This window comes from Variovorax paradoxus, from assembly GCF_009755665.1.
Classification (GTDB): Bacteria; Pseudomonadota; Gammaproteobacteria; order Burkholderiales; family Burkholderiaceae_C; genus Variovorax; species Variovorax paradoxus_G.
Window position 1 is genome coordinate 563,110 of record NZ_CP046622.1, and the last position, 12,177, is coordinate 575,286.

The 12,177-nt window shown below is 67.1% G+C and carries 11 protein-coding genes and 1 pseudogene; 7 read left to right on the forward strand and 5 right to left on the reverse strand.

Translation table 11 applies throughout. The annotated features are described in order from the left end of the window. Nucleotides 1-27: 27 nt before the first annotated feature. From GOQ09_RS02640 to apaG, 3 genes and pseudogenes are all read right to left on the reverse strand, one after another. Nucleotides 28-1,299 (reverse strand): cation:proton antiporter, encoded by a 1,272-nt coding sequence (locus GOQ09_RS02640; RefSeq protein ID WP_157611758.1) that lies wholly within the window; start codon nt 1,297-1,299, stop codon nt 28-30. A gap of 14 nt (nt 1,300-1,313) precedes the next feature. After that, nucleotides 1,314-1,565: pseudogene (locus tag GOQ09_RS26250) on the reverse strand (site-specific recombinase); the annotation flags it as partial. Between the two features lie 30 nt (nt 1,566-1,595). Continuing rightward, nucleotides 1,596-1,991: a Co2+/Mg2+ efflux protein ApaG gene (gene apaG / locus GOQ09_RS02645; protein WP_157611759.1), complete on the reverse strand. Its 396-nt coding sequence runs from the start codon at nt 1,989-1,991 to the stop codon at nt 1,596-1,598. A gap of 71 nt (nt 1,992-2,062) precedes the next feature. On the opposite strand from apaG, the gene rpe reads away from it, so the two are divergent. Next, nucleotides 2,063-2,761, forward strand: coding sequence for a ribulose-phosphate 3-epimerase (rpe, locus tag GOQ09_RS02650; RefSeq protein WP_157611760.1), 699 nt, complete (start codon nt 2,063-2,065; stop codon nt 2,759-2,761). A gap of 7 nt (nt 2,762-2,768) precedes the next feature. On the opposite strand, the gene GOQ09_RS02655 is transcribed toward rpe, so the two are convergent. Then, nucleotides 2,769-3,041: a hypothetical protein gene (locus tag GOQ09_RS02655; protein ID WP_157611761.1), complete on the reverse strand. Its 273-nt coding sequence runs from the start codon at nt 3,039-3,041 to the stop codon at nt 2,769-2,771. A gap of 159 nt (nt 3,042-3,200) precedes the next feature. Here GOQ09_RS02655 and GOQ09_RS02660 point away from each other — a divergent pair, with 159 nt between their 5' ends. From GOQ09_RS02660 to ligD, 3 genes are all read left to right on the forward strand, one after another. Beyond that, nucleotides 3,201-4,196, forward strand: a complete 996-nt coding sequence (locus tag GOQ09_RS02660) for a succinylglutamate desuccinylase/aspartoacylase domain-containing protein (protein ID WP_157611762.1) — start codon at nt 3,201-3,203, stop codon at nt 4,194-4,196. A 200-nt stretch (nt 4,197-4,396) separates the two neighbouring features. Next, nucleotides 4,397-5,440: a Ku protein gene (locus GOQ09_RS02665; protein WP_157611763.1), complete on the forward strand. Its 1,044-nt coding sequence runs from the start codon at nt 4,397-4,399 to the stop codon at nt 5,438-5,440. 20 nt (nt 5,441-5,460) lie between these two features. Further along, nucleotides 5,461-6,351, forward strand: coding sequence for a non-homologous end-joining DNA ligase (gene ligD / locus GOQ09_RS02670; RefSeq protein WP_431769296.1), 891 nt, complete (start codon nt 5,461-5,463; stop codon nt 6,349-6,351). Between the two features lie 24 nt (nt 6,352-6,375). Here ligD and GOQ09_RS02675 read toward each other — a convergent pair whose 3' ends face one another. Next, complete coding sequence (locus tag GOQ09_RS02675) at nt 6,376-7,194, reverse strand: transglutaminase-like domain-containing protein (protein ID WP_157611765.1); 819 nt, start codon at nt 7,192-7,194, stop codon at nt 6,376-6,378. Between the two features lie 331 nt (nt 7,195-7,525). On the opposite strand from GOQ09_RS02675, the gene GOQ09_RS26080 reads away from it, so the two are divergent. The 3 genes from GOQ09_RS26080 to GOQ09_RS02685 all read left to right on the forward strand — a co-directional run bounded on the left by GOQ09_RS26080 (nt 7,526) and on the right by GOQ09_RS02685 (nt 12,176). Next, nucleotides 7,526-7,693, forward strand: a complete 168-nt coding sequence (locus GOQ09_RS26080; protein ID WP_165442059.1) for a hypothetical protein — start codon at nt 7,526-7,528, stop codon at nt 7,691-7,693. Next, nucleotides 7,690-9,876 carry a catalase HPII gene (katE, locus tag GOQ09_RS02680; RefSeq protein WP_157611766.1) on the forward strand — a complete coding sequence of 729 codons (2,187 nt, stop codon included), beginning with the start codon at nt 7,690-7,692 and terminating at the stop codon, nt 9,874-9,876. Before GOQ09_RS26080 ends, katE begins: the two co-directional genes overlap by 4 nt. Before the next feature lie 155 nt (nt 9,877-10,031). Continuing rightward, nucleotides 10,032-12,176: a CHAT domain-containing protein gene (locus GOQ09_RS02685; RefSeq protein ID WP_157611767.1), complete on the forward strand. Its 2,145-nt coding sequence runs from the start codon at nt 10,032-10,034 to the stop codon at nt 12,174-12,176. The last annotated feature ends 1 nt before the right edge of the window (nt 12,177 follow it).

Consider the following 12,177-nt stretch of genomic DNA (forward strand, 5'->3'; position numbering starts at 1 on the left):
AGCTGTCGGGAAAGCCCGTGGACGCGGTCATCGCTGCGTGTCCTCCGTGGTGCTGAAAGCCTGTGGCGCCCAAGGCACCGAGCTCTCGCCCACCGCGTGAATGGCCACGGTGGCGAGCACGGCGCCCATCACTTCCATCAGGAGAATCGAGGGCAGGGCCACCTGCGTGATCATGGTGCCGAGCAGCGGCGAGGCGGTGGTGAAGTTGGATGCGATCAACAGCGCGATCGCCGACAGCGGCGACATGGCGCAGCCTACCCAGAAGGCCTGCTTCCAGCTGGCGCCGCTGCCGGGGTTGGCAATGGCCACGCCGGCAATCTTGGCAAACAGGCGAACCACGATCACCGCCAGCACCACGCTGGCAACGGGCAAGGTCCAGTCGGCCTGCGCCGCCACGATGGACACCAGCACGAACATCAGCATGGTGAGCAGCGATGCGGCCGTGCCGAGCTGCCGCTGCCAGGCCCAGGGCTTGGGGTTGAGCGTCTTCAGCAGCACACCGCCGATCAGCGCGGCCAGCGGCGCGGAGCCGCCGACGTGGGCCGTGAGGGCGGCTCCGGCCGCAATCAGCGCGAGCAGAAGGATCGAGGTGCTCTCGCTCGTCGGGCTCATGAACCGCAGCGCCGTGCGAAGCGCCAGCGCCAGGATGGCGCCGATCACGAACGACAGGCCGAGCACCACCGCCACCGGATAGAGCTTTTGCAGCAGGGTTTGCGGCGCACGCTCGATCAGGCCCGCCTGCGCATAGCCGAGCGCCAGCGCATAAAAGGTGTTGAGCGTGGCCAGCGTCATGGCGCGCTCGGTCACGGGGCCCGAGGCGCGCGTATCCATGATCACGCGGCTCAGCACCGCCGGCGAGGCGACGATGGCCATCAGCGCAATGGGGTTGGCCACTGGGTCGGGCAGGCCCAGCAGCTGCAGTGTCCACAGCACGCCGAAGTAGGTGAGAGTGGCTTCCAGCAGGCTTTGCCCCAGCACCATCGGGTTGTGGCGGAACCAGCGCAGCGGCAGCCGGCCGCCGGCTTCGAACAGCACAACAGCGGCGCCCAGCTCCAGCAGGAACAGGCTGATGCCGCGCAGAGGCCAGATGGCGCCCTCGAAACCGGCAAAGCCGACCACTGCGCCCACGATCGAATAGCCGACCACCTTGGGCAAGCCCAGGTAGCGCTGCACCAGGTGGCCGGAGGCCGCCGCGGCGGCCAGCAAAAGCGACCACAGCACGGTAGGCAGGCCCGCCGAAGGGCGCAGCCACTCGGACCAGAAGCCCAGCAGGTCGTTGATGAAACTCGTCAAATTCATGCAGGTAGAAAAAAGCTGGTGGCCGCCGCTATTTGGCCGGCCGACAGTGTCACGTGGCGCACGCCCAGGCTAGCCCGAACAAACCCGCTAATGCGGGCAGCGGGCCAGGCATGAGTCCGAGCGGAATGGAGGAAGCGAAGCCCGAGATATGTGTGCGCATGAAGATGGCCCGGCGGTGGGCACGGGGCGGCGCCCGGAAAAACGCCGATGCGAGGTTTGTAACGCATGGCAGAGTCCCGGCGGTGCAGGACAAAGGCGTTTTCTGTTCAGCCAGTGCCTGGATGCCCGGGGCCAGCCTAGTGCAACACACGCGATACAGGCGCTCCGCCGATGTCGGCCTCCAGCACGAACATCGGTACCGGCACGTCGAAGCGCTCCCCCTCTTCAGTCACCACGAAGAAGCTGCCGTGCATGGTGCCGCTCGGCGCCTGCAGGCGGCAGCCGCTGGTATAGCGGAACGATTCCCCCGGCGCCAGCAGCGGCTGCTGGCCGATCACGCCAAGCCCTTTGACTTCCTGCGCATGGCCGGAGGCGTCGTTGATGAGCCAGTGGCGCGCGATCAACTGCGCGCCCACCTGGCCCACGTTCGTGATGGTGATCGTGTAGGAGAAGGTGTAGATGTTGTCCTTGGAGGAGGACTGGTCGGCCAAGTAGCGGGGCTCGACCTGGACGCTGAAGGGGCTGTGTGACATGCGCGCGATGGTAACTGGAGCCTTCTCTTGCACTGCTTTCCGGGTTTTGCGCCGGCTGCGACAATCGGCGCATGAGCACGCCGTTCCGCATCGCCCCCTCCATTCTTTCCGCCGATTTCGCCCACCTTGGCGACGAGCTGACCAAGGTCATCGCCGCCGGCGCCGACTGGATCCATTTCGACGTGATGGACAACCATTACGTGCCGAACCTGACCTTCGGTCCGATGATCTGCAAGGCCCTGAAGCCCTACGCCAAGACGGCGGACGGCGAGCCGGTGCCGGTCGACGTGCACCTGATGATCCAGCCCGTCGACGCGCTGGCCGCGTCTTTTGCGGAAGCGGGCGCCGACTACATCAGCTTTCACCCCGACGCGTCGCCGCACGTCAACCGTAGCATCCAGGCCATCAAGGGCGCGGGCTGCAAGGCGGGGCTGGTGTTCAACCCGGGGCTGGGGCTGGAGGCGCTGGACTGGGCCATCGACGACATCGACCTGATCCTGATCATGTCGGTGAACCCCGGTTTCGGCGGGCAGAGTTTCATCGACTCGGCGCTGCGCAAGATCGAACTCGCGCGCAAGCGCATCGAGCAAAGCGGCCGCGACATCCGGCTGGAGGTGGACGGCGGCATCAAGGCCGACAACATTGCGCGCGTGGCCTCCGCGGGCGCCGACACCTTCGTGGCCGGCAGCGCGATCTTCAATGCCAAGGACTACGGCGCGGTGATCTCGTCCATGCGCGACCAGCTCGCCGGCGTCGGCAAGAAGAAGTAAATCGGGCTCAGCGCTTGACCTTGTCGTTGTAGACGCGGTCCGTCACCGGGCCGCGGTCGGTATCGACGGCGCCGCGCTCGATGTCGTCATGGCCCTTGCGGCCCACCTCGCTCGGCTGGCCGTCCTGCGCCTCCTGGCTGTCGGAAGACTGGTCGCGCTCATGCGGCAGGCGCGGCGCCGAATCGCCCCCTTGCTCGACCTTGGTGTTGCCGCCGCCGGCGTCCCGCACCGGATCGTCCGGCTTGCCGGGGTCCTTCGAACGGGGCTTGCTGCTGCTCATGGCGTGTTCCTCTCGGTGTCGATCTGATGAGTCGAGCCTGCATCGCCCGGCCGGTAGCGACGGTAGGACAGCCGATGCGAGCCCTGTAGGCGTGCCGCGCCGCTATGAATCTAGTAGCGTCTTTGCGCACAGGGCAACCCCTCCGCAATAATCGACCGGATGTCTTCCGATGATCCTTTTGCCGGCGCAGCAACCGACAGCCTGCGCATCCACACCTTCGCCTCGCTGAACCCCGGCCCCCGGCTGCTGGTGATGGGCGGGGTGCATGGCGACGAAACCTGCGGCACCGTGGGCATCGAGCGGGTGCTGGCCGAATTCGACGGCGGAACGCTCCAGCTGTTGCGCGGCCAGCTCAGCTTGGTGCCCGTGGCCAATCCGCTCGCGCGACGGCGGCTGCGGCGCGAGGGCGAGCGCAACCTCAATCGCCTGTTCAAGCCCAGCGAGGCGCCGGCGGACTACGAGGGCCGAGTGACCAATGTGCTGTGCCCGCTCATCGAGCGGCACGACGTGCTGCTCGACCTGCACTCGTTCCAGAGCGAGGGCGAGGCCTTCGCGATGATCGGCCCGCGCGACAACGCCGGCCAGCTGGAGCCCTTTGCCCGCGCCCGCGAAGAGGGGCTGCTTGCGCTGCACCTGGGCACGCCCATCGTGGTGGAAGGCTGGCTCGACATCTATGCGGCCGGGCTCGCGCAGCGTTCCGCGGGCACCGCCGTTGGGGAAGACGCCATCGACTTCGGCCGCGGCACCAACGAGTACATCCGCAATTGCGGCGGCTACGGCGTCACGCTCGAATGCGGCCAGCACCAGGACCCGCAGGCGCCCGAAGTGGCGTGGCGCGCCATTCGCCGCGCGCTCACGCTGCTCGGCATGGCGGCGTTGCCGGAAGGCATGGCGGCCGCGCCGCCCAGCCCGCCTCAGTTGCTGCGGCTGGCCAGCGTGACCGACCGCCTGCATGAAGAAGACAGCTTCGTGCGCGACTGGGCCACCTTCGATGCGGTGCAGCGGGGCGAGCCCATCGGCGTGCGCCACGACGGCACGCTGGTCAGCGCGCCGGACGACGGATTCATCGTGTTTCCCAACGCGCTGGCACTGCCCGGCGCCGAGTGGTTCTACTTCGCGCGGCCGAGCGAGCGCGTGCTCGGCTCTGTGGCCTGAAGCATCCGCTCCTTCCCCCTCCGGGGGAAGGCTGGGATGGGGGCGGGCAGAGCGCCCGAATAGACACGCCGCTTGCCCCCACCCCGGCCCTCCCTCGGAAGGGGACGGAGAAATGCATGATCCCTACGGCAGGCGCCGCAGCACTCCTACATCGGCGGGCCGTCGTTGGCGCAAAGTCCTGAGCCTGAAGGAGTGTGTCCATGGCAGTCTCGAAAAAAGCACCCGCGCCGCGCGTCCTGTGGAAGGGCGCGATCAGCTTCGGCCTCGTCCACATCCCCGTGGCGCTGTACTCGGCCACCACCAGCCAGAGCATCGACTTCGACTGGCTCGACAAGCGCACCATGGACCCCGTGGGCTACAAGCGCATCAACAAGAAGACCGGCAAGGAGATCGCGCGCGAGAACATCGTGAAGGGCGTCGAGTACGAAGACGGCGAATACGTGGTGCTGAGCGACAAGGAAATTGCCGACGCGTACCCCAAGACCACGCAGACCATCGAGATCGAGACCTTCGTGCCCGCCAACGGCATTCCGTTTCTCTATCTCGAGCGGCCCTACTATGTTGCGCCCATCAACCGCGGCGCCAAGGTGTATGCGCTGCTGCGCGAAACGCTGCAGCGAAGCGGCCGCATCGGCGTGGCGCGCGTGGTCATCCAGACCAAGCAGCACCTTGCCGCACTGGTGCCCGTGGGCCCCGGGCTGGTGCTGAACCTGCTGCGCTGGGGCTCCGACATCCGTCCCTGGACCGAACTGCCGCTGCCCTCCGAAGACGCCAAGAAGGCCGGGCTGAACGAACGCGAGATCAAGATGGCCGAGCAGTTGGTCGAGGACATGAGCGCCGACTGGGACCCTGACGAATACAAGGACGAGTTCAAGGACGAGATCCTGCGGCTCGTCGACCGCAAGGTGGCCGCGGGCCAGACCGAGACCGTGACGCAAATCGAGCCCGAGGAAGGCCAGGCCGTGGAAGGCCGCGGCGCAAAGATCATCGACCTGACCGAGCTGCTGCAGCGCAGCCTGCGCAAGGGCGGCGGCGCAAAAGCCTCGACCAAGACCGCCGACGCGGACGAAGAGGACGACGACGAAGAAGAGCCTGCCAAGCCGTCCGCGAAGAGCAAGACCACCGCAAAGGCCAAGCCGAAGACCAAGGCCCACGGCAAGACCACCTCAAAGAGCACCAGCGGCAGTGCCGCCGGCAAGCGCTCCGCAGCCAAGTCGGCCCCAGCCCGGCGCCGCGCGGCATGACGGACCGAAAGAGCGACCGAATGGAGACCAAGGCGCCGCGCATCACCCATGCGGAACGCATGATCGACGCCGCCAGCGGCGTGACCAAGGGCGACCTTGCAACCTACTACGCCACCGTGGCGCCGCTGATCATTCCGCACCTCAAGGGGCGCCCCGTGGCCCTGGTGCGCGCGCCCGAGGGCGTGGGCGGCGAGCTGTTCTTCCAGAAGCATGCGCAGCACAGCGACATTGCCGGCATCAAGCTGCTCGACCCCGCGCTGGACCCGGGGCATGAGCCGCTGCTGCAGATCGACACCGCCCAGGCGCTGATCGGGGCGGCGCAATACAACACCATCGAGCTGCACACCTGGAACGCCACCTCGCGCGCCCTCGGAAAGCCTGACCGCATGACCTTCGACCTCGACCCCGGCGAAGGTGTCGACTGGCAGCAGATCCAGGAGGCCGCGCTGCTGGTGCACGTGCTGCTCGACGAACTCGGCCTGCCGTCGTTCCTGAAGACCAGCGGCGGCAAGGGGCTGCATGTGGTGGTGCCGCTTCGGCGCGAGCTTGGCTGGGACGAGGTGCGGGGCTTTTCGCGGGCCATCGTCGAGCACCTGGCGCGCATCGTTCCCGACCGCTTCGTGGCCAAGAGCGGCCCGCGCAACCGCGTGGGCAAGATCTTCGCGGACTACCTGCGCAACGGTTTCGGCGCAACCACGGCCAGTGCCTGGTCGGCGCGCGCGCGTCCGGGCATGGGCGTGTCGGTGCCGCTGGCGTGGGAAGAACTGCCCGATCTGGGCAGCGCCGCCCACTGGACGGTGGCCACCATTGCCGAACGCGTCAGCGTGGGAAACACGCCTTGGGACGCCATGGAGAGCAGCCGAACGGGGCTTCGGGCCGCCATGGAGATGCTGGGCTACATGCCCTCGTGAAGCCGCTGCGCTTGCCGGGCTGCCCTATTGCAGCACTTCGGCCGTCGTTACTTCGAAGCGCTGCAACGAGTTGGCGCCGAACACCATGGTGATCGGCACGTCGGCCGCGTCGCGCCCGCGCGCAATCACGATGCGGCCGATGCGGGGCACGTTGTGCCGCGCATCGAAGGTGTACCAGCGGTCGCCCAGGTACACCTCGAACCAGGCGCTGAAGTCCATCGGGTACGGCACGGGCGGAATGCCGATGTCGCCCAGATAGCCCGTGGCATAGCGGGCCGGAATGTTCATGCAGCGGCACAGCGTGATGGCCAGGTGCGCGAAGTCCCTGCACACGCCCGTGCGCTCGCGAAAGCCTTCGAGTGCCGTGCGCGTGGCGCGTGCGGCCTGGTAGTCGAAGCGCAGGTGCTCGTGCACGAAATCGCAGATGGCCTGCACGCGATGCCAGCCGGGCGTCACGCGCGAAAAGTTGTTCCATGCGAACTGCAGCAGTTCGCTGTCCACTTCGCAATAGCGGCTGGGCAGCAAAAAGCGCAGCGTCGACACCGGCAGGTCGGCGGCCGAGTGCTCCACGGCGCCGTAGTCCACCGGGTCAGTCCAGCCGGGGTCGAACACCACGGCATGGTTGCGCAGCCGCACGCTCTCCACGCCTGCCGGTATCCGCACCCGCGCGCAGTGGTTGTCGAAGGCGTCCATGTAGTAGTCGGTGTGCAGCGGCGGGCTGATGGTGATGTGCTCGCCGTTCTGCAGGTCGGCCGCGCGCGACGGGTGGACTTGCAGCATGTAGATCAGTGCCGTGGGCGCCGTGACGGCCAGTTCAATGTCGAAACCGATCTCTATCTGCATGTCGTTCTTCCCTCTCGGCCGAGTATGTGTTCTGTCCGGATGTGCAAGCAGGCTTCGTGCCTCCTTTGTTGATGCTATCGGCGCCCCAGTGCCGCGGCATGCGGGCAGAGGCGCAAAGCCGCGTAGGTGCCAGCCCGGCCCTGTCGGCGCGCTCCTACCTTGCGCGCCTCACCTCTCCCACAAGCTGGGGCGAGGCGCCACTACGGGTAACAGACTGCGGCAAACATAACCTTTCGAATCGCTCGCAACGCCTTCAAATCGGCTCTTATCGCCCTTACCGGCTGCAGCGCAAGCATTACGTCTTGTTCAATCTGATCTGCTGGAGCGAATCATGGATATCTCTGCGTTGTTCGATTCACTCACCGGTACTTGGGGGGATGAAATCCTGTTCTGGGTGGTGGCCGCAGTGGCAGGTTTCATCTGCCTGATCGCGTTGGTGAACGTGCTGGACCTTTTTCTCGACAACGAAGCTGACCCCCCAATGAAAGATCCTCGATGACGCCACAGAACAAGGCCGCCGCCGGACGCCGATCTAAGGCCACGGACGGCACCAATGCCAAGCAGCAGCAACTCGAAGGCTTCGCAACCGATCATGCGCCCAATCTGACGACCAACCAGGGTCTTCAGATTCCAGACAACCACAACTCGCTCAAGGCAGGTCTGCGCGGGCCCACGCTGCTCGAAGACTTCATCCTGCGCGAGAAGATCACGCACTTCGACCACGAGCGCATTCCCGAGCGCGCGGTGCATGCCCGCGGCTCGGCGGCGCATGGTTTCTTCCAGGTCTACAAGTCGATGTCGCAGTTCACCTCGGCCGACTTCCTGCAGGACCCCGATGCGAAGACGCCCGTTTTCGTGCGCTTCTCGACGGTGGCCGGCGAACGCGGATCGGCCGATACGGTGCGCGACGTGCGCGGCTTCGCGGTCAAGTTCTACACCCGCGAAGGCAACTACGACCTCGTGGGCAACAACATCCCCGTGTTCTTCATCCAGGACGCGATGAAGTTTCCCGACCTCGTCCACGCCGTCAAGCCCGAGCCGCATCACGCGATGCCGCAGGCCGCGAGCGCGCATGACACCTTCTGGGACTTTGCCTCGCTCATGCCCGAGAGCACCCACATGCTGATGTGGGCGATGTCGGACCGCGCCATTCCGCGCAGCTACCGGATGATGGAAGGCTTCGGCGTTCACACCTTCCGCTTCGTCAACCATCGCGGCGAGAGCCATTTCGTCAAGTTCCACTGGAAGCCCAAGCTCGGCATTCACGGCCTCGCATGGGACGAAGCGCAGAAGATCGCGGGCAAGGACCCGGACTTTCACCGGCGCGACCTGTGGGAAGCCATCGAGAACGGCGACTTTCCCGAGTGGGAGCTCGGCGTGCAGCTCATTGCGCCAGACAAGGCGCAATCGCTCGGCTTCGACCTGCTCGACCCCACCAAGCTCGTTCCCGAGGAGATGGTGCCGGTGCAGCGCATCGGCCGGCTTGTGCTCAACCGCAACCCCGACAACTTCTTTGCCGAAACCGAGCAGGTGGCATTCCACCCGGGCCACGTGGTGCCCGGCATCGACTTCAGCAACGACCCGCTGCTGCAAGGGCGCCTGTTCTCGTATACCGACACGCAGATCTCGCGGCTCGGTGGTGCCAACTTTCACGAGCTGCCCATCAACAAGAGCGTGTGCCCGTTCCACAACTTCCAGCGCGACGGCATGCACCGCCAGACCATCGCGCGTGGACAGGTCGCCTACGAGCCCAATTCGCTGGGCGACGGCAAGGAGTTCCGGGTGGACGGCGGCAGCGTCGGCTTCCAGTCGTACCCCGACGAGATGGAGTCGCCCAAGGTGCGCCGGCGCAGCCCGACCTTCGACGACCACTTCACGCAGGCGCGCCTGTTCTTCAACAGCCAGAGCGCCGCCGAGAAAGAGCACATCGTCGCGGGCTTTCGCTTCGAGCTCTCGAAAGTCGACGTGCCGGCCATCCGCCAGCGCATGGTCGACAACCTCGCGCACGTGGACGAGAAGCTCGCGCGGCGCGTGGCGGAGCCGCTCGGTATCGGTGCTCCCGATGCCAAGGCCGCGGCGGGCCGCGCGGGCTATCGCGAACACCGCATGTCGCTGCCGATCTCGGAGTCTCCAGCGCTCAGCATGGCCGATTCCGGCGACGGCACGATCCGCACGCGCAAGATCGCCATCCTGGTGGCGGACGGCATCGACTCCGCCTCCCTCAAGCCGATCCGCGATGCGCTCGAGCAGGCCGGCGCGCGCTGCAAGGTGGTCGGCCCGCGCCTGGGCACCGTGGCCAGTGCGTCGAAGCGGCAGATCGACATCGACATGACCTTCGCCAATGCGCCTTCGGTGATGTTCGACGCCGTGCTGGTGCCCGGCGGCAGCCTGGGCGCCACGGCCCTTGCGGCCACTGGCGATGCCGTGCACTTCGTGCTCGAGGCCTACAAGCACTGCAAGGCCATCTGCACCGTGGGCGAGGGCGTGCAGCTGTTGTCCAGGCTCGGCATTGCCGCCGACGCGCAACCCGGCGACCTGCCTCCGGGCGTCGTGGTGGCGGCCACGCCGGTTACCAACCTGGGCGACAACACCGCGGCCACGCAGATCGCGCAGGACTTCGTCGCGGCCATTGCCAAGCACCGCCACTGGGAGCGGGCCGACATCGAATCGGTCCCCGCCTGACGGACTCCTTCAGGTAGTCCGTTTGCGCTAGGCCTTCTTGCGAATAGCCGCCGCGGGAGGGCGCTCCTAGACTTTCCCACGAGGCCTGAACGGCGCGCACTTCCGCGGCGTCGACCCCCGCAACCGCGGGCACACGGGCCGCACGCGGGGGTCCAATGACGTGGTTTTCGAGAACGGGATGGGAGCGCTCGGCACGTCGTGCAGGAGCCGCGGGTGCTCTCGGGCTGGCTGGCATTCTCTTGCTGGGGCACGGGCCATTGGCCTTGGCGCAGCCGCAGGCGCCCAACGCCGAGGCCGCGGCCAGCAAGGCCGAGCAGGCCCGGCTTGCCGACACCGACACCTTGCTGGCATTGACCAGCGAGGGCGCGGTGCTCTACGGGCAAGACGCGGTCAAGCTCTCCGGCTACCAGTACTGCAGCCAGGCGGTGGCGCTGGCCGAAGCTGGCGAGTTTCGCCAGAGCGTGCGCGCCGCCAGCAAGGCGCTGCACCTGGCCAATGCCACGCGCGACCCGAACCTGATGGCCATGGCCAACAGGGACCTGGCCATCGTCTACAGCTATTCGGGCCAGCTCGAGAAGGCTGAAGAATTTGCACGCGAGGCGCTCAAGCACCAGGCGCGCGACCCCAAGCTGGTGGTCGGCCCGGTGCAAAAGGTCATCGGCGATGTGCGCACTCGCCGCGGCGACTATGCCGGCGCTGTGATCAGCTACGACGAGGCACTGGCCAACAGCTCGGCCCGCTATGCCCCTCTGGTGCAGGCCTCCCTGGTCAACGCGCTCATCGAAGCGGGCGATGCGGCCAGGGCGCGCGAAGTGCTCGGCGGCATGGCGGCGCCCAAGGACGCACCGCTCACGGCCCAGCTCGACCGCACGCGCGCACGGCTGCTGCTGGCCGAGAACAAGCCGACCGAAGCACGCGACCTGTACCGCGCGCTCACGGCCCGGCAGGTGGGCACCGACACCGAGTACTACCGCCTCTGGGCCTGGGACGGCGTGGCGCGCAGCGAGCTCGCGCTGGGCCAGAAGCAGGCCGCGGCCGACGCCGTGGCCCGCGCGCTCGGCGGCGTCGACCAGGTGCGCGCCAAGTTCCGCAGCGAAGAATTCAAGATGGGCCTGTTCTCGGACCTGCAGTCGGTGTTCGAGCGCGGCGTGTCCATCTACAGCGACGCGGGCGATGCACGCCAGGCCTTTGAAGTGAGCGAGCGCAGCCGCTCGCGCGCGCTGCTCGATGCGGTGCGCGGCCGCGCAAAAATCAACGAACGCGCCGCGCACACCGTCGACCTGGCCACGCTGCAAGGCACGCTGGCGCCCGACGAACGCGTGGTGCAGTTCCACGCGCTGCCCGACCGCCTGCTGGTGTGGGTCGTGAGTCCCGCCGGCATCGAGGCCAAGACGGTGCCGGTGCGCCGCGAGGAGCTCACCGAACTGGTGGAGGTGTTCCGCAACTCCATCGTGCGCGGCCGCCGCGCGGCCATCACCAATGCCGACAAGCTGGGCGCGGCGCTGCTCGGCCCGCTGGGCCTGGCGCCGGGGCAGCGGGTGATCGTGGTGCCCCACGGGCCATTGCACTACCTGCCGTTCCAGGCGCTGCGCCTGGGTGGGCGCTACCTGATCGAGACGAATCCGGTGGCGGTGGCGCCTTCCATCAGCATTGCGGTGCAGCTGGCACAACGCACGCCGCGCGTGAGCGCATCGCTCACGGCATTCGGCAATCCGCGCATCGAAGACAAGTACGACCTGCCCGGTGCCGAAGTCGAGGTGAAGCAGCTCGCGCAGCTGTTCCCGCGCAACACCGTGTACATGGGCGCGGCGGCCACCAAGACGCAGTTCCGCGACGTGGCCGCACGCTCGCCGCTGATGCACGTGGCGGCCCATGCAGAGGCCGATGCGGTCGACCCGCTGTACTCGCGCATCCTGCTGGCCAACGAAGGCGGCAAGCAGAATTTTCTGGAGGCGCACGAGATCCTCGGGCTGCCGATGGACGGCACGGCGCTTGTCACGCTCTCGGCCTGCGAGTCGGGGCTCGGCCGCATTGCGCAGGGCGACGAAGTGCTGGGTTTCACACGCTCCTTTCTCTCGGCCGGAAGCTCGAGCCTGATCGCATCGCTGTGGCCCGTTTCCGACGACGCAACCGCGGTGCTCATGGGCACGCTCTACGGCGAGCTCGCCAAGGGGCGCGATCTGCAGAAGGCGATGCAGGCGGGGCAGCTGGCCGTGCTGAAGGACCCGAAGATGTCTCATCCCTTTTTCTGGGCGCCGTTCAACCTGATCGGCAATTGGCGCCTTACGGTGGGGAGCTGAC